This is a genomic window from Falsiroseomonas sp. (assembly GCF_041690465.1).
Classification (GTDB): domain Bacteria; phylum Pseudomonadota; class Alphaproteobacteria; order Acetobacterales; family Acetobacteraceae; genus Falsiroseomonas.
In genome coordinates this window covers 23,100-40,193 of the sequence record NZ_JAWLHG010000043.1, presented here as the reverse complement: position 1 = coordinate 40,193, position 17,094 = coordinate 23,100, and the positions used below count along the sequence as shown (strand labels likewise).

Sequence of the window (17,094 nt, the reverse complement as noted above, 5' to 3'; positions counted from 1 at the left end):
AGCGCCTGTGAAAGTGAAAGCGGATACCGATGATAGCCTTCGTGTATCAAAATTGCTGACTGCGGTGTGGGCGAGGAATACTCGGACAGGCTCCTAGCGGTGGATGAAGATCGGCAGCCGCGAATCGCGCAGCAGCCTGTCCGTGGTGCTGCCGACCAGCAGGCGCACGAAGCTGCTGCCGCCGAAGGCGCCCATCACCAGCATCCGCGCGCCGATCGCCTCGGCCTCGGCCAGCAGCAGGTCCGCGGCGTCGTGGCCGGCGATCGGCAGCGGCTCGGCGGCGATGCGATGATGGCGCAGGCCGGCCGCGCCCTCCTCAGCCAGCTTCAGCGCCGCCTCCCGCGTATCTTCCACCGCGGCAACCCGAACCGTGCCGCCCTCGGCCAGGCCGAGCAGGGCGAACAGGTGGAACGCCTCGCGGGAGGGGGCGGAGCCGTCATAGGCGGCCAGCACCGGGCCTTCCGCCGGCAGCGTGCCGCCGGGAGGCACCACCAGCAGCGGCCGGGCGCCGTCGCGCAGCAACTGCTCGATCACCGGCGCGACGCCGCCCTCGGTCTGCTGGCGGCCGAGGGTGCAGTCGCGGCCGACGACGATCAGGTCGTGCGACGCGCCGGCGCGCACCAGCGCATCCTCGGGCGCCTCCTGCAGCCGCAGCACCTGATAGGGCTGGTCGCCGGCGGCGGCGGCGCAGGCGGCGAGCGCAGCCTCGGCCTCCTCCTCCGCCTGCCGCGTCAGCTTGGCATCGCGCCGCGCCTTGAAGGCGGCGCCGCCGATCGGGACGGGTTCGTGGTCGTTCTGGGTATGCGGACGGTCCAGCACCACGGCCGCAGTCAGCGACGCGCCGGTGCGCCCCGCGAGCGCGATCGCGACGTCGCGCGCGGCGACCGCGCCCGGGGTGTCGTCCAGTGCCACCAGGATGCTGCGCAGCATGCGTGTACCTCCAGGTGGTCAGCGTAGCGCAGCGCGGCAGGTTGCGGCAGCCCGGGGCGATTCAGCGCCTCGGCCGCAGCACCAGGAAGCCCGCCGTGCAGAGGATCAGCGCCACCGCGAAACTTGCGAGCGCGGCCGCCGCGCCGCCTGCCGAGGCCGCCACCCCCGACGCGCCCTGCAGCACGGCGGCGCCCAGGAAGAAGAACAGGTTGGCCGCCGAGAGCGCCCGCCCCGCCTGCTCCGCCGGCACGGCCGCACGCACCAGCGAGAAGGCGATCACCTGGAAGGAGATCACCAGGCCGAAGCCGACCAGCAGCGCCAGGTCCCAGGACGGCGGCATCACCGGCAGCCCCGCGGCCTGCGCGACCCAGCCGCCTGGCCCGCCGGCCACCACCAGCAGGATCAGGACGGCCGCGGCGAAATGGCTGCAGGCCAACAGCAGTGGACCATGACCGAAGCGGCGCAGCACCCAGCCGGCCAGCGCCGGGCCGGCGGTCAGCGCCACGGTGCAGGCGAGCAGCAGGTTGCCCGCCTCGATCCGCGTCAGCCCCTTCACCTCCATCAGCCACGGCCCGCCCCAGAGCCCGCGCACCCCGAGCACCGCGGCGAAGGAGGCAAAGACGATCACCACCACGCCGCGCATCGCGGGCAGCCAGGCCATGCGGAGCACCTCCGCCCCGTCGGCGATCAGCCCGCGCGAGGGCCGCGCCTCCGGCCGGTCGGCAGGCACCAGCCATGCGACGGCTGCCAGCGCCACGGCGGCGAGCGCGGCGCAGCTCCAATAGCCGGCGCGCCAGCCGCTCGCCTCGATCAGCAGCGCGAGCGGGCTGGCCGAGAGCAGCATGCCGGTGTTGCCGATCGCCTGGATCAGCCCCGACCACAGAGCGAAGCGATGCGCGGTGAGTGCGCGGGCGGCGAAGGTGATCGGGCACATCAGCATCCCCGAGCAGCCGGCGCCGAGCACCACCTGCGCCGCCAGCATGGACCACGGCCCGGTCGCCACCGCGCCCATCACCGCGCCGCAGCCGGCGACCGTCAGCAGGAACAGCGAGACGCGCTTCACCCCGTGCCGGTCGAGCCCGATGCCGACCGGGATCATCACCGCGGCGAAGGCGAGCGGAAAGGCGCCGGTGAGCTGCGCCAGCGCCTCCGCGCCCACCCCGAGGTCGCGCATCAGCACATCCGCCGCGATGGCGGGGATGGTGCGGACGGCGTTTGAGAAGACGTGGCCGAGGCAGAGAACGAGGATAGGAAGGATGACGGGGGTCAAGTGCGGGAATCTCCGAGCCCTCCCCCGCAATGCGGGGGAGGGTGGGGTGGGGGAAGCCCCCTGCCCTCAGTTCCTGAACATCTTGCCCGGATTCATGATCCCCTTCGGATCCAGCGCGTGCTTCAGGCTGCGCATCACCGCCAGCGCCTCCGCGCCGTGTTCCTGCTCCAGGAACTCGCGCTTGCCCAGCCCGATGCCATGCTCGCCCGAGCAGGTGCCGCCGAGGGAAAGGCCGCGCGCGACGATCCGCTTGTCCATGTCCCAGGCGCGTTCCAGCGCGCCGGGCTGCTCCGGGTCGTAGAGCACCATCTGGTGGAAGTTGCCGTCGCCGACATGGCCGACGATGCAGGTGAAGTGGCCGAGTGCCCTCGCCTCCTCCTTCGCGCCCAGCAGCGCTTCCGCGAGGCGCGAGATCGGCACGCAGACATCGGTGGTCAGCGCCTTGTGCCCGGGCTTCGCGGCGCACCCAGCCCAGTAGGAATCGTGCCGCGCCTTCCACAGCTTTGCCCGCTCCGCCGGGTCGGTCGCCCATTGGAAGCCGCTGGCGCCATGGCCGGCGGTGATCGCCTCCACCGCCTCGGCCTGTTCGCGCACGCCCGCCTCGGTGCCATGGAATTCCAGGAACAGCGTGGTCGCCGGCGCATAGCCCTCCAGCTTCGAATAGGCGATCGCGGCTGCCATCATGTCGTCGTCGAGCAGTTCGATGCGCGCGACGGGGATGCCCATCTGCATCACCTCGATGGTGCTGCGCACCGCGCCTTCCAGCGTGGCGAACTGCACCACGGCGCTGCTCATCGCCTCCGGGATGCCATGCAGGCGCAGCCGCGCCTTCGTCACCACGCCGAGCGTGCCCTCGCTGCCCACGAACAGCCGCGTCAGGTCGTAGCCGTTCGCCGCCTTGCGGGTGCGCCCGCCGGTCTCGATCACGCGGCCATCGGCCAGCACCACCTCCAGCCCCAGCACGTTCTCCCGGATGGTGCCGTAGCGCACCGCATTGGTGCCGGAAGCCCGCGTCGCCACCATGCCGCCCAGCGTGCAGTGGCTGCCGGGATCCACCGGGAAGAACAGCCCCTGGTCGCGCAGATGGTCGTTCAGCTGCTGGCGGGTGACGCCCGGCTCCACCAGGCAATCCATGTCCTCGGCGTTCACTTCCAGGATCGCCGTCATGCGCGAGAGGTCGAGGCTTATCCCTGCCCGCACCGGGTTCACATGCCCTTCCAGCGAGGTGCCGGCGCCGAAGGGCACCACCGGCACCTCGTGCAGATGGCAGAGCTTGAGCAGCCGGCTGACCTCCTCGGTCGTCTCCACGAAGGCGACGGCATCCGGCAGCGTCGGCGGCGAGCTGTCCTCGCCATGGCTGTGCTGCTCGCGCACCGTGGCGTTGGTGGAGAGCCGGTCGCCGAGGAAGCTCCGGGCGGCGGCGATCACCGCATCCACGGGACGCGGGCTCATCGTGTTCATGGGGTGCTCCCTTGGCCGGCCCATTCAGACCTCTGCGCCGGCGGCGCCTCGGTCATCGGGCGGCGTCCTCGCGCAGCAGAGGACATGTGAGGCAATGCGGCCCGCCACCGCCAGCCGTGAAAAGCGATAGATCGGGGTCGAGGACCGTCAGCCCCTCGGCGCGCAGGGCCGCGTTCACCGCCGTGCCGGCACGCGCCGAGATCACCCTGCCCTCGCCCAGCGCCAGCACATTGCAGGCGAGCCGCATCGCATCGCCGTATGAGACCGGGATCACCCGGATCCGGTTCTGCGCCAGCCAGCCGAGGAAGCCCGTGTCCAGCGCCTCGGGGCAGGCCAGCGCAAGGTCGGGGGACACCATGCAGAACACGACGTCGAGGTGCAGGAAGTGCTCGTCGAAGGGCTCGATCCGGCACTCCCAGCCTTCGGCGCGCAGCCATCCCGCGAGCTGGGCGGCGCCGGCCTCATCGGTGCGGCCGCCGCTGGCGCCGATCACCGCCAGGCCGGGGCGGATCAGGTGGATGTCCCCGCCCTCCAGCGTGCCGGCGCTCGACTTCCGCCAGAAGGCGCTGCCCTGGCCGGCATGCCAGTCGAGCACGGGCGCGTATTCGCCGCGGCGCTGCGGCCGTTCGAGCTGGCACAGCACCGGCCCCCAGGGCGTCACCACCGCCTGGTCGCGGGTGTAGGCCATGTAGGGCAGGTGCGGCTCCGCCGGCAGCCGATGGACGATCACCCCGGCCCCGGCCAGCGCGGCGCAAAGCTCGCCATGCTGCGCCGCCAGCGCGGCGAGCCCGGGCTGTGCCGACACCGCCAGGGTGCGCCTTGCGACCGCGTTGGTCGCGATCCAGCGGTAGTGGTCCGGCGGGCAGACCAGGACCTCGCGCAGCCGGCTGGTCTCGCTCGCCACGGCAAAGCGCGGCATGGATCGAGCCTGCCCGCGCGGGGACCTTACGGCAAGGGTGGCGCGGGCGGCTCGGCAGCCGGGCCACACTGTCGCAAAACATGAATGGTCCCAGGCAAATCCAACCCGTGGTTCATTTCACGGCTTGAGCGGTTATCACTTTCTCAATATGAATCCGCATCCGGCGAAGGGTGGCTTTGCGATGAGCGTGACGATCCAGGGTGCCCAGGGCACCAACGCGGAAGCGTTCTACTGGGATGGCGTGCAGTGGGTGGCGGTCAACAACCCGCCGAACCAGGCCAACATCGATGCGGCCGTCGCCCAGGGCGGCGGCCCGAACCCGATCCTCTACTACGGCCACAACAACAATGCCGATGGGGCGGTGTCGCTGGGCGGCGCCAACGACTTCGCAAATGGCCGCGGCGGTGCGGAAAGCCTTTATGGCCTGGGCGGCAACGATGTGCTTGTCGGCGGCACCGCTTCGGACCGCCTGTTCGGCGGCGACGGCGCCGACACGCTGGTCGGCAGCAACGCCACCGTCACCGGCTCCCTGGATGACGGCAACCTCTCCTTCACCGTCGGCGATGACGGCCTGACCATCGACCAGATGACAGGTGGCGCCGGCGACGACACCTACATCGTCACCTCCGCCTCCGACTCCATCGTGGGCGCGGTCGGCGACGGCAACGACACCGTCCTGCTCGCCGGCCCCAGCACCTACACCCTGGCCGAGAGCACTCATGTCGAGAATATCGGCCTGCTTGACCCGGCCTCCACCACTGGCGTGAACATCACCGCCGCCGGCGCCAACGCGCAGTCGATGAGCGGTGGCGCGGGTGCCGACACGCTCGATGCCGGCGCCGGGGCCGACACCCTGGCCGGTGGCGGCAGCGATTCACTGGTCGGCGGCGGCGACAACGACCTCTTCGTCGTCGGCGGCGCCAACAACACCATCGTCGGCGGCGACGGCACCGACACCGCCACCTTCACCAATGCCGGCACCTACACCGTGACGGGCGCCAGTGGCGACTTCACCATCACCGGCGCGGAAGGCAGCAACACCTTCACCGGCATGGAATTCCTGCGCACCAACACCGGCGATGTCGAGCTCACGGAAGGCACCTTCTTCGTCTGCTTCGCCGCCGGTACCCGCATCCTGACCGCCCAGGGCGAAGTCGAGGTCGAGCGGCTGCAGGCCGGCGACCTGGTCGCCACCGTCAGCGGCCGCGGCGCGCCGATGCAGCCGGTGCTCTGGGTCGGCCGCCGCCGCGTGGTGCTGGCGGGCCACCCCAATGCCGAGGAGCTCGCACCGGTTCGCATCCGCGCCGGCGCACTGGGTGGCAACGCGCCGCACCGCGACCTGCTGGTCTCGCCCGACCACTGCCTGTATCTGAACGGCGCGCTGGTGCCGGCCCGGCTGCTGGTGAACGGCACCTCCATCACCGCCGAGCGCGGCATGGCTGAGGTGACCTGGTACCATGTCGAGCTGGAAAGCCACGACGTGCTGCTCGCCGAAGGTGCGGCGGCCGAAAGCTGGCTCGACTGCGACAACCGCGCCTGGTTCGAGAATGCGCCGGTGGCGCAACTCGCGGTCGGCGGCAGCCTCGAGGCCGCCGGCACCGGCTGGGATGCCAGCCGCGCCTGCGCGAGGCTGGTCCATGGCGGGCCGGAACTCGCCGCCATCCGCGCCGGCATCGTCGCCGATGCACCTGCGGCGGTGCGCAGCGCCGCCTGATGTCCCCCGGGGAGCCGCGACGGCTCCCCGCCGCCTGCGTGCCGTCTCCGTCCATGGCTGAATTCCCGCGCCGCGCCGAGCCGCCGCCCGAGCCGTCGGCGCGGGTGCTCGAACTCTCCGGGGATGGACTGCGCCGCCGGTTCCTGCTGGTGGTGCCGGAGGCGCAGGTCAACGCGCGGCGCGACCGGCGGCTGGCCGAACTCGGTTTGGACCGGCCCGACACGCAGTCCGAATGGTCCGCCGCGGTGCGCGAGCGGATTGCCACCACCGCCCTGGCGGATGCCTGCGAGCATGTCGGCGCGCAGGCCCTCGGCGCCCTGCTCCGCACCCGCGGGCTCCGCCCCGCCGGCACGCCCCGCCTGGTCACCCTCGCCGGCCCGCCCGATGGCGACCTGATCCTGCGCGCCGAGTTCTGGACCTTGCCCGAGGTCATCCCGCCGGACCCCGCCGCGCTGCGGATCACCTGCCTGGTCGCCCGGCCCGATGCGACGGAGGAGGACCGCGCCCTCGCTGCGCTCGCCGCAATGCGGGCGGTCCGGCGCGAACTGCCACCGGGCGCGGGTGCGGCGCCGGGCGACGAGGTGGTGTGCGACATCGCCGCCCGCCTGCTGCCGCCGGAAAACCGCATCCCGCAGCCCGGCCTCGCCGGGGCCATGCCGGGTGCGCCGGGACGGCTGCCGGATGGCTGGAGCTTCGGCGACAACGGCGCCGGCCTCGCCGCCGAGGTGCTGGAGGTCGCGGCCGAAGCCGACCCGCCCTACATCCGGCTGCGCGTGCATGGCACCGCCAAGGCGGATGGCCAGAGCTTCGTCATCTTCCATCCGGCCCGCACGATCGCCGCCACCGCCGGGGGAAGCTGGGTGGGGTCGGTCATGTTGCGACCGGTGGGCGAGCCGATCGGCCTGCGCGGCAGCAAGCTGCGGCTGGAGAGCCAGCCCACCTCCGGCGAGGGATCGTTGCGGCGCAAGGATGCGGCGCTGACCCTGCGGGGCAGCGGCTTCGCGCGCTGCTACGTCTCGGACCGGCTGATCGAGGCGGAAACCGCCCTCCTGCGCATGCCGCTGCTGTTCGACCATGCGGCGGGGCCGGTGGATTTCCGCGCCGACATCGCGCTGCCGCGGCTGGTGGAGGGGCTGGACCTCGGGCAGGAGCAGCTGGTGCCGCTGCCGGAATTCTCCGGCCGGGCGCGGCGCTTCACCCTCGGCGGGCCGCCGGACCCGGCGGGGCTCGCGCCGCATCTCGCCGGCATCGCCGCCGGCGAGGCGCGGGAGATTCGCCTCACCCTGCCGCAGGCGCTGGAGGATCGCGCCATCGCCGGCCACGCGGCGCTGTTCGCCGTGCGCGCCACCGCGGTGCTGCGCCACGCGCCGCCGCCGCTCGACGACGCGCTGGCGCAGGCGATGGGCTTCCCGGACCTGGGGGCGCTGCGCGGCTCCGTCGCGCGCCATGTCGCGCAGCGGCACGCCGCCCTCGCCCGGCGCCAGGCGCGGCGCGCGGTGGAGGATGCGCTGATCGCGGCAGCCGGCGAGATCGCGCTGCCGCCCGACGTGGTGCGCGCCGAGTTCGCCACGCTCTGGCCGCGCCTGGCCGCCGCCGCGCAGCAACGGGCCGCCGCTCCGCCGGAGCAGGAGGCGGTGATGGCGCTTGCCGCGCGGCAGTTGCGCGCGCGGCTGCTGCTGGCCGCCATCGCGGAGCGCCACGGGCTGAACGCGTTGGATGCCGATATGCGGACCGCGGAAGCAGAGGCGGATCGCACGGGCGGTGCGCCGCCCGACGACGCGCTGCGCGCGCGCGCGCTGGAGGAAGCCGCCATGCGCTTCGTGCTCGGCGCCGCGCAGGTGACCAGGCGCGAGGTGTCCGTCGAGGAGCTTGCCGCCGCTGCCGGTTGAGGGGGGCCGTTGCGTTGACGCCTCGCCGGGCGCGGCCTAGCGTCCCGCCACCCGCAGCAAGGTGGCGCAGGGGGAAGGGAACGCAATGGCGAATGGCGTGAAGGCGGCCTGGGCAGCAGGCAAGCCGGTGGTCAACGGATGGCTCGCCATCCCCTCGGGCTTCACCGCGGAGGTCATGGCGCAGGCCGGCTTCGACAGCCTGACGGTGGACATCCAGCACGGCGTGCAGGACTACCAGTCCATGGTCGCCTGCTTCCAGGGCATGCAGCCGCATGGCGTGACGCCGATGGTCCGCGTGCCGTGGAACGAGCCGGGCATCGTCGGGAAGGTGCTCGACGCCGGCGCCAAGGGCGTGATCTGCCCGATGGTGAACACCGAGGCCGAGGCCCGGATGCTGGTCTCCGCCTGCCGCTATCCGCCGAAGGGCACGCGCAGCTTCGGCCCGATCCGCTCCGGCATCTACGGCGCGGCGGCCGACACCGACGCGGCGAATGACGACATCCTGGTGATCCCGATGATCGAGACCAGGACCGCGCTCGACAACCTGGAAGCCATCGTCAACGTGCCCGGCGTGGACGCGATCTATATCGGCCCGTCGGACCTTTCCCTCTCGCTGGGCATGGCGCCGCTGCAGGACCGGCGGGAGCCGGAGTTCCTCGACGTGCTGGAGCGCATCCGCACCACCGCTCAGAAGGCTGGCGTGAAGGTCGGCATCCACACCATGACCGGCCAGTACACCAAGGAGATGTTCGCCCGCGGCTTCAACCTGGCGACCATCATGAACGACAGCGGCCTGATGCTGACCGCGGCGCGCGCCCAGGTGGCCGTGGCGCGCGGCTGAGCGCAACCGGCGCGGGGCGTCTGCCGCCCCGCGCTTCCCGGCCCGGCCTGGCGTCGCCCGCAGCCCGGCTTCGATGGGCGCGGCCATTTGATGCCGATCGGCGCCCGCGCCGCCCCACCATGCCGTAGACTCCCGCGAAACCCGGCCGGGAGAGGACATGGCGGAGCAAGCTGACCCTGCGGCAGGGGCTGCGGTGCCGATGCGCCTGCTGGCGGCGACGGACCTCTCCTCGCGCGCCGACCGCGCCCTTCGCCGAGCCGTCATGTTGGCGCGATCCGTCGGCGCTGAATTATTGCTGCTGCACGCCGTGGACGACGACCGCCCTCGCAGCCTCGTCGAGGCCGCCTCGCGCGAGGCGCGGCGCCTGCTGCGCGAGCAGGCCGCTTCCCTGCCGGAGTTGCACGGCGTCCAGGCCCGCCAGGTGATCGAGGAAGGCGACCCCTTCGAGGCCATCCTGCGGGTTGCGGACGCCGAGGCGGCGGATCTGGTGGTGGTAGGCGAGCATCGCCGCCGGCTGCTGCGCGACATCTTCGTCGGCACCACGCTGGAGCGGGTGCTGCGGCACGGCCAGCGGCCGGTCCTGACGGTGCGTGCGGCGCCCGCCGGCCCCTATCGCCACGTCGTCGCGGCAACCGATTTCTCGCTGCATGCCGCGCGCGCGATACGGGCGGCGGAGCGGCTCGGCCTGTTGCGCGGCGCCGAACTCACCGTGCTGCACGCCTTTGAGCCGCCCGGCCTCGGTGCCATGGCGCTGGCCGATGCGCCGCCGGCCGCGGCTGCCGCGCATGAGGCCGAGGCCGCGCGGCAGGCATCCTCCGCGCTCGCTGCCTTCCTCGCCGACAGCCTGCCCGGGATGGCGGCGGAGCGGCGGGTGGTGCAGGGGCGGCCAGCCACGGCCATCAAGGAGATGGTCGCGCGGCTGCGCCCCGACCTGCTGGTGGTCGGCACCGCCGGTGCGGGCGCGCTGCGCCGCGCCGTGCTCGGCAGCGTCGCCGCGGAGGTGCTCGGCGCGGTGGGCTGCGATGCGCTGGCGGTGCCGCCGGAGGCGCCGCGTTGATCCGGCGGACCGGCTGAGGCGAAACGGCCATGCAGGACCTGATCCACGCCTCGGTGTTCCACGAGGTGGCGGCGCTGCTCGTGCTTGGCGCCGGCGTCGGGCTGGTGGCGGTGCTGCTGCGCCAGCCCTTGATCGTCGGCCTGATCGCTGCCGGCATCCTGGCCGGCCCCGCCGCGCTCGACCTGGTGCGCTCCGACGAGCACATCACGCTGCTGTCGCAACTCGGCATCGCGGTGCTGCTGTTCCTGGTCGGCCTCAAGCTCGATATCGGGCTGGTGCGCAGCCTCGGCGCGGTGGCGGTGGCGACCGGGCTCGGGCAGGTGGCCTTCACCGCCATCATCGGCTTCGCGCTGTGCCTGGCGCTCGGGCTCGATGCGCTGACCAGCCTCTACGTCGCGGTCGCGCTCACCTTCTCCAGCACGATCATCATCGTGAAGCTGCTGTCCGACAAGCGCGAGATCGACAGCCTGCACGGCCGCATCGCGCTCGGCTTCCTGATCGTGCAGGACATCTTCGTGGTGCTGTCGATGGTGGTCGTCTCGGCGCTGGCGGCCGGCGCCGGGGAGGCCGCGGCGCTCACCGGGCTGGGGCGCGCGGTGCTCGGCGGCGGAGCGATGCTGGTGCTGGTCGGCCTCGTCATCCGCTTCGTCGCGAACCCGTTGACGACGCGCCTCGCGCGCGCGCCGGAGCTGCTGGCCGGCTTCGCCATCGGCTGGGCGGCGCTGCTGGCGGCGCTGGCCGATACGGTCGGCCTGGGCAAGGAGCTGGGCGGGCTGCTGGCCGGGGTCTCGCTCGCCTCCACGCCGTTCCGCGAGGCGATCGCCGCGCGGCTGGCGACGCTGCGCGACTTCCTGCTGCTGTTCTTCTTCATCGCGCTCGGCGCGCGGCTGGATCTCGGGGCGCTCGGCGAGCAGGTCGGGGCCTCCGTCGTGCTCTCGGTCTTCGTGCTGGTGGGCAATCCGCTGATCGTCGTCGCGATCATGGGCGCGATGGGCTACCGCCGGCGCACCGGGCTGCTCGCCGGGCTGACGGTGGCGCAGATCAGCGAGTTCTCGCTGATCTTCATGGCGATGGGTGTCTCGCTCGGCCATGTGGCGGAGCCGGCGCTGGGGCTGGTGACGCTGGTCGGCCTGGTGACCATCGCGCTGTCCACCTACATGATCACCTACTCGCACCGGCTTGCGGACTGGCTCGACCGGCCGCTGCGCCTGTTCGAACGCATGCATCCCTGGCGGGAGGTGGCAGCCGCCGGCGAGGCAGCGTCGCGTCCGGGCGCTGGCGCCGATGTCGTATTGTTCGGGCTCGGCCGCTTCGGCGGCGCGATCGCGCGGCGGCTGCGGGATCGCGGCATCAGCGTGCTCTGCGTGGACTTCGACCCCGAGGCCGTCCGCGCCTGGAACCGGCCAGGTTTCGAGGCGGTCTACGGTGATGCCACCGATCCGGCGCTTGTGGCCTCGCTGCCGCTGTCGGGCACGCGTTGGGCGATTTCCTCGATCCCCGGCCAGCAGGCCGGGCTGACGCATGAAGACCATCGCCTTTCGCTGATCGCGGCGCTGCGCGCGCAGCACTTCACCGGCCGGATCGCGGTGACCGCGCATGGCGAGGCCGAGGCAGCGGCGCTGCGGGCGCGCGGCGCGGACCTGGTTCTGCTGCCCTTCCAAGACGCTGCGGAGCGCGCCGCCGAACTGGTGACGGCGGAGCGGAGCGATTCGCCGCGCGGATGACCCCCGGTGCGCCGCGCCGGAGGCTCCGCCGCCAGCTTCCCCACCGCACCCTCGGCGGCGATCAGCTTCAGCCAGCCGTCGCGGGTCTTCGCGGCGGCCAGCTTCCGCCTCGTCGCTCCAGAGATCGCCGTAGCGCACCACCATGCAGGGGCCGGGCGCGGCAGCGGCATCAGGGGGTCTCCGGGATGTCCTCGATGCGGTAGCGCAGTTCGGGCGGGATTTCGGCGGCGATCATCTCGTGGAGCTGGGCGTCATCCATCTCGTCGAGGCGCAGCACGCGGCGGTCCAGCTCCTTGAGACGTTCGGATTCCTCGACGGAGAGGATGACGACGGCGGGCTTGCCGTAGCTGGTGACAATCACCGGCTCCTCGCGCGGCTTCGCGGTAGTGGCCGAAGTTTCGCTGGACCTCGGCGGCGGGGACGGTGGGGATCGCGTTCTCCGCAATTCGTGGCGCATCTTGCGGAGGATGGTGGGTTCCGAGGGGCCGCCGCCCCTCGGCGGGTGGGTCCGGGAGGGCGGCGCCCTCCCGGGGATGCGCTGGCCAGGGTCAGTTGCGGACCAGGTCGAAGCGGTCGGCGTTCATCACCTTGGTCCAGGCGGCGATGAAGTCCTGGATGAACTTCGGGCCGGCATCGGCAGAGGCATAGACCTCCGCCAGCGCCCGGAGCTGCGAGTTGGCGCCGAAAACGAGGTCGGTGCGGGTGGCCGTCCACTTCTGCTCCCCGGTGTCGCGGTGGGTGCCGGTGAAGACCTCGTCGGCGTGCTCGTCCACCATCTTCCACGCCGTGTTCATGTCCAGCAGGTTGACGAAGAAGTCGTTGGTGAGCTGGCCGGGGCGGTCGGTCAGCACGCCCTCCTTCTGGCCGCGATGGTTGGCGCCGAGCACGCGCAGGCCGCCGAGAAGGACGGTCATCTCCGGGGCGCTCAGGTTGAGGAGCTGGGCGCGGTCGAGCAGCAGCTCCTCGGTGGGGACGTTGAACGGGACCTGGAGGTAGTTGCGGAAGCCGTCGGCCCTGGGTTCCAGCGGCTCGAAGCCCTCCGCGTCGGTCTGCTCGGCGGTGGCGTCGGTGCGGCCGGGGGTGAAGGGCACCCCGATGGCGTGGCCGGCGTCCTTCGCCGCCTTCGCGATCGCGGCACAGCCGCCGAGGACGATGAGATCGGCGATCGAGACCTTCTTGCCGCCGGATGCCGTGCGGTCGAATTCGGCCTTGATGTCCTCATAGACCTTCAGGACCTTGGCGAGCCGCTCGGGCTCGTTCACGTCCCAGTCCTTCTGCGGCGCGAGGCGGATGCGGGCGCCATTGGCGCCGCCCCGGTGGTCCGACTGCCGGTAGGTCGAGGCCGAGGCCCAGGCGGTCGCGACCAGCTCGGCCACGGAGAGGCCGGAGGCGAGGATCTTCTGCTCGAGGCTGGCGACGTCGGCGCCGTCGATCGGCGCGTAGTCGGCCTTCGGGATCGGGTCCTGCCAGATCAGGTCCTCGGCCGGGACCTCCGGGCCGAGGTAGCGCACCTTGGGGCCCATGTCGCGGTGGCAGAGCTTGAACCAGGCGCGGGCGAAGGCGTCGGCGAACTGGTCGGGGTTGGCGCGGAAGCGCTCGGAGATGGCGCGGTATTTCGGATCCACCTTCATCGCCATGTCTGCGGTGGTCATCATGGTCGGCACGCGGCGGTCGGGGCTGTGGGCGCCCGGGGCCATGTCCTCGGGCTTCTGGTTGATCGGCTGCCACTGCTTGGCGCCGGCGGGGCTTTCCACCAGCTCGTACTCGTAGTCGAGCAGCATGCGGAAGTAGTTGCCGGTCCACTGGATGGGCGTGGGCGTCCAGGGGCCTTCGAGGCCGCTGGTGATGGTGTGGTCACCGATGCCGGTCTCGTGGCCGCTCTGCCAGCCGAGGCCCTGCTGGGCGATGTCGGTGCCCTCGGGCGCCGCGCCGATCTTCTTGGCGTCGCCCGCGCCGTGGCACTTGCCGAAGGTGTGGCCGCCGGCGGTGAGCGCGACCGTCTCCTCGTCGTTCATGCCCATGCGGGCGAAGGTCTCGCGGATGTCGCGGCCGGAGCCGGCGGGATCGGGGATGCCGCCCGGGCCTTCGGGGTTCACGTAGATCAGGCCCATCTGGATGGCGGCCAGCGGGTTCTCCAGCACCTTCTCCTTGTCCGGGTCGATGCGGGTGTCGCCGAGCCATTCCTCCTCGGTGCCCCAGTAGATGTCCTTCTCCGGCTCGAAGACGTCCTCGCGGCCGCCGCCGAAGCCGAAGACCGGGCCGCCCATCGACTCGATGGCGACGTTGCCGGTGAGGATCATCAGGTCGGCCCAGGAGAGCTTGCGGCCATACTTCTGCTTGATCGGCCAGAGCAGGCGGCGGGCCTTGTCGAGGTTGGCGTTGTCGGGCCAGCTGTTGAGCGGCGCGAAGCGCTGCGAGCCCGAGGAGGCGCCGCCGCGGCCGTCGCCGGTGCGGTAGGTGCCGGCGCTGTGCCAGGCCATGCGGATGAAGAACGGGCCGTAATGGCCGTAGTCGGCCGGCCACCAGGGCTGGCTGTCGGTCATCAGCGCGTGGAGGTCCCGCTTCACCGCCGCGTAGTCGAGCGACTGGAACTCCTTCCGGTAGTCGAAGTCGTCGCCCATCGGGTTTCCGGTGAGACCCTTCTGATGGAGCATGTCGAGCGAGAGCTGGTTCGGCCACCAGTCGCGGTTGGTGCGCCCCAGCAGGGACCGCATCGCGGCGGGCTTCTTCATCGGGCAGCCCAGCGGGCCGCTCGGCTGGTTGGTGTCCATGGCCTTGTTCCTCCCGGGATGTCCCAGGGAGGCTAGGAGTGGCCCATGATGGATGAAAGCTAGTCTTTTTCATCGAGACCATCGACCGGCTCGATGGATGCCGTTCCGCACAGATTGCGCGCCCCCGCTGCAGGCCCTGCGGCGCGCCATCGCAGCGGGTTCCAAGGGGAAGCTGCCCCTCGGCGGGTGGGTGCGGGAGGGCGGCGCCCTCCCGGCCTTGTCAGTCCGCCGCCAGCTTGCCGGCCGCGCCCTCGGCCGCGATCAGCTTCAGCCAGCCGTCGCGGGTCTGGGGCAGCTTGCGGCCGAGGATCTGCTCGGCGACCTGGGTGCGCAGCACCTGCGCCGTGCCGCCGGCGATGGTGAACATCCGCGCGTCGCGGAGGTAGCGCTCCACCGGGTTGTCCTTGGAATAGCCCTCGGCGCCCCAGACCTGCAAAGCGGCGTTGGTGACGCGGATCGCCATCTCGGAGGCGAAGACCTTGGCCTGGGCGGCGGCCAGGCGGTCGGGGAAGCCGGCGGGGCCGGCGCTGCGGGCGGCGCGGTGGATCAGGGCGCGGGCGGCCTCCACCTCGATGGACATGTCGGCCAGCATCCAGCCGAGGCCCTGGAACTCGGCGATCGGGCGGCCGAACTGGCGGCGGGTGTTGGCGCGGGCCAGCGCGTGGTCAAGCGCGCCGGCGGCCAGGCCCATCGCCACCGTGGCGGCGCCGACGCGCTGGCCGTTGTAGGCGTCGATCAGCCGGGCGAAGCCGCGCTGGAAGCCGCCGGGGGCGCGGAGGACCATCGCGTCGGGCACTTCCAGGGCGGAGAATTCCAGCTCGGCCTCCGGCATGCCGCAGAGGCCGAGGGAGGGGATGCGGCGCTTCACCACCAGGCCGGGCGGGTCGCCTTCGCCGTTGCGCACCACGATGAAGCCGCCGATGCCCTTGAACTCGCCATCCTCGACGGCGCGGGCGAAGATCAGGTGCAGGCGGGAGACGCCGCCGCCGGTGATCCAGGTCTTCCGTCCGTCGATCACCCAGGTGTCACCGCGCTTCACGGCGGTGGTGGTCATCTCGGTCGCGGCGGAGCCGGCACCGGGCTCGGTGATGCAGATGGCGGGCTTGTCGCCGGCCAGCACGGCCTCCGCCGCCACCTTCCGCTGCGCCGGCGTGCCATAGGCCATGATGGCGCCAACCGCGCCCATGTTGGCCTCGACGGCGATGCGGCCGCAGACGGCGCAGGCCTTGGAGAATTCCTCCACCACCAGCACGGCATCCATCACCGAGCCGCCCGGCCCGCCCGCGTCCTTCGGGATGGTCAGGCCCATGAAGCCGGCCTCGGTCATGCGGCGGACCATCGGCCAGGGATAGAGGCCGCTGCGGTCGGTCGCGGCGGCCTGGGCGGCGGCTTCCTGCGCGAGTTCGCGGGCGCGGTCGCGGAGGCGGAGCTGGTCCGGGGTCAGGTCGGTGATGTTCCTGGGGGTCATGCGGAAAGGCGGTCCTCGATGGCGGCGGCGGCCTGGCGGTCCAGCTTCAACGCCCGGGCCAGCGCGTCAAGCCAGCCGCGCTCGGCGGGCGAGACATCGCCCATCGCGGCGAAGGCGGCGGCGTAGAGGCGGGCGCGCAGCATCGGGTCGGAGGCCTCGCGGGCCAGCGCCTCGGGCGTCAGCGGGCGGTCGAAATCGGCGAGGACGAAGTCGCGCTCCTCGGCGGAGAGGCCGGCGGCATCGAGCTGGCCGGCGATCGCGCTGCGCTCGGCGGCGTCCACGGCGCCATCGGCCTTGGCGGCGGCGATCATGGCGCGGACCATGAGCAGGGCCTCGGCGTCCTCGGCGTCGGCGTCTGCGGCCTCCGGGCCGGCGGGCTCCGGGGGTGAAGCGGGGGCGGTGGACCAGGGCGAGCGGCCAGCCTCGGGCAGGCGCCGCGCGGTCGCCGGCAGGTCGGGCGACCGGCGCGGGGCGGGGCCCGGCGTGCGGGACGAGGCGGGGGCCGGGGCGGGCTGGCTGCGGCTGCTGCGCATCCATTCGGTGATCGCGCCGGCAGCGAGCGCGCCGATCGCGCGGGCGGCGCGGGCCTCGGTGCTGCGGCCGGTGAGCAGGGAGCCGAGGCCGGGACTCGCACGGCGGCGGCGGGGCGGGCGGGCGGCGCCGCCGAGCAGGGCGCCCAATACCCGGTTCAGGTCCATGCCGATCCTCCGCCCGCGCCCCTACAGCGCTTCGCTCTCATGCCGTTTCCGCGCTCCTCCTCACTCTAGCCGCTCTCCCGAGAGGAGGAGAGGGCTTTGGCGGCGAGGTGGTCAGCGGCCCAGAAGGCCCGGCAGCGCACGCAGCAGGTCTGCGGGCTGGGTCGGCACCGGGGCGGCAGGCGCGGAGGGCTGGGCGGGCTGGGCCTCGGCGGCCGGGGGGGGGGCCCGCCCCCAAGTGGTCCTCGAGTTTGTTTTGATTGGGGAGTAAGCAGGTTCTCAAATCCACCAAAACATTATTGCACTATAAGCATCAATGGGACCTATGATCTATTCATATTTAAGCAGCAAGGTA

General features: G+C 72.3%; 13 protein-coding genes. 5 read left to right on the top strand and 8 right to left on the bottom strand.

The window, feature by feature from the left end:
* Positions 1-93: 93 nt before the first annotated feature.
* The 4 genes from ACESM1_RS25570 to ACESM1_RS25555 form a co-directional block, all read right to left on the bottom strand.
* Positions 94-930, bottom strand: coding sequence for a universal stress protein (locus ACESM1_RS25570; protein ID WP_372624060.1), 837 nt, complete (start codon positions 928-930; stop codon positions 94-96).
* A gap of 61 nt (positions 931-991) precedes the next feature.
* Positions 992-2,200 carry an MFS transporter gene (locus ACESM1_RS25565; RefSeq protein ID WP_372624059.1) on the bottom strand — a complete coding sequence of 403 codons (1,209 nt, stop codon included), beginning with the start codon at positions 2,198-2,200 and terminating at the stop codon, positions 992-994.
* 66 nt (positions 2,201-2,266) lie between these two features.
* Positions 2,267-3,661 (bottom strand): FAD-binding oxidoreductase, encoded by a 1,395-nt coding sequence (locus tag ACESM1_RS25560; RefSeq protein WP_372624058.1) that lies wholly within the window; start codon positions 3,659-3,661, stop codon positions 2,267-2,269.
* 52 nt (positions 3,662-3,713) lie between these two features.
* Positions 3,714-4,580 carry a dimethylarginine dimethylaminohydrolase family protein gene (locus tag ACESM1_RS25555; RefSeq protein ID WP_372624057.1) on the bottom strand — a complete coding sequence of 289 codons (867 nt, stop codon included), beginning with the start codon at positions 4,578-4,580 and terminating at the stop codon, positions 3,714-3,716.
* Between the two features lie 181 nt (positions 4,581-4,761).
* On the opposite strand from ACESM1_RS25555, the gene ACESM1_RS25550 reads away from it, so the two are divergent.
* The 5 genes from ACESM1_RS25550 (at position 4,762) to ACESM1_RS25530 (ending at position 11,805) form a co-directional block, all read left to right on the top strand.
* Positions 4,762-6,294, top strand: a complete 1,533-nt coding sequence (locus ACESM1_RS25550; RefSeq protein ID WP_372624056.1) for a Hint domain-containing protein — start codon at positions 4,762-4,764, stop codon at positions 6,292-6,294.
* Between the two features lie 53 nt (positions 6,295-6,347).
* Positions 6,348-8,183 carry a hypothetical protein gene (locus ACESM1_RS25545; RefSeq protein WP_372624055.1) on the top strand — a complete coding sequence of 612 codons (1,836 nt, stop codon included), beginning with the start codon at positions 6,348-6,350 and terminating at the stop codon, positions 8,181-8,183.
* Positions 8,184-8,268: 85 nt separating this feature from the next.
* Positions 8,269-9,024 (top strand): HpcH/HpaI aldolase family protein, encoded by a 756-nt coding sequence (locus ACESM1_RS25540; protein WP_372624054.1) that lies wholly within the window; start codon positions 8,269-8,271, stop codon positions 9,022-9,024.
* 157 nt (positions 9,025-9,181) lie between these two features.
* Positions 9,182-10,081, top strand: coding sequence for a universal stress protein (locus tag ACESM1_RS25535; RefSeq protein ID WP_372624053.1), 900 nt, complete (start codon positions 9,182-9,184; stop codon positions 10,079-10,081).
* Positions 10,082-10,110: 29 nt separating this feature from the next.
* The gene (locus ACESM1_RS25530) at positions 10,111-11,805 is read left to right on the top strand and encodes a cation:proton antiporter (RefSeq protein WP_372624052.1); all 1,695 of its coding nucleotides are present in this window, start codon (positions 10,111-10,113) and stop codon (positions 11,803-11,805) included.
* A gap of 169 nt (positions 11,806-11,974) precedes the next feature.
* Here the strand turns inward: ACESM1_RS25530 and ACESM1_RS25525 are convergent, their stop codons facing one another.
* From ACESM1_RS25525 to ACESM1_RS25510, 4 genes are all read right to left on the bottom strand, one after another.
* Positions 11,975-12,166: a type II toxin-antitoxin system prevent-host-death family antitoxin gene (locus ACESM1_RS25525; protein WP_372624051.1), complete on the bottom strand. Its 192-nt coding sequence runs from the start codon at positions 12,164-12,166 to the stop codon at positions 11,975-11,977.
* A 187-nt stretch (positions 12,167-12,353) separates the two neighbouring features.
* Positions 12,354-14,576, bottom strand: a complete 2,223-nt coding sequence (katG, locus tag ACESM1_RS25520; RefSeq protein ID WP_372624050.1) for a catalase/peroxidase HPI — start codon at positions 14,574-14,576, stop codon at positions 12,354-12,356.
* Between the two features lie 220 nt (positions 14,577-14,796).
* Complete coding sequence (gene acdA, locus ACESM1_RS25515; RefSeq protein WP_372624049.1) at positions 14,797-16,044, bottom strand: 3-sulfinopropanoyl-CoA desulfinase; 1,248 nt, start codon at positions 16,042-16,044, stop codon at positions 14,797-14,799.
* Complete coding sequence (locus ACESM1_RS25510; RefSeq protein ID WP_372624048.1) at positions 16,041-16,742, bottom strand: DUF533 domain-containing protein; 702 nt, start codon at positions 16,740-16,742, stop codon at positions 16,041-16,043. Before ACESM1_RS25510 ends, acdA begins: the two co-directional genes overlap by 4 nt.
* Positions 16,743-17,094 lie beyond the last annotated feature (352 nt).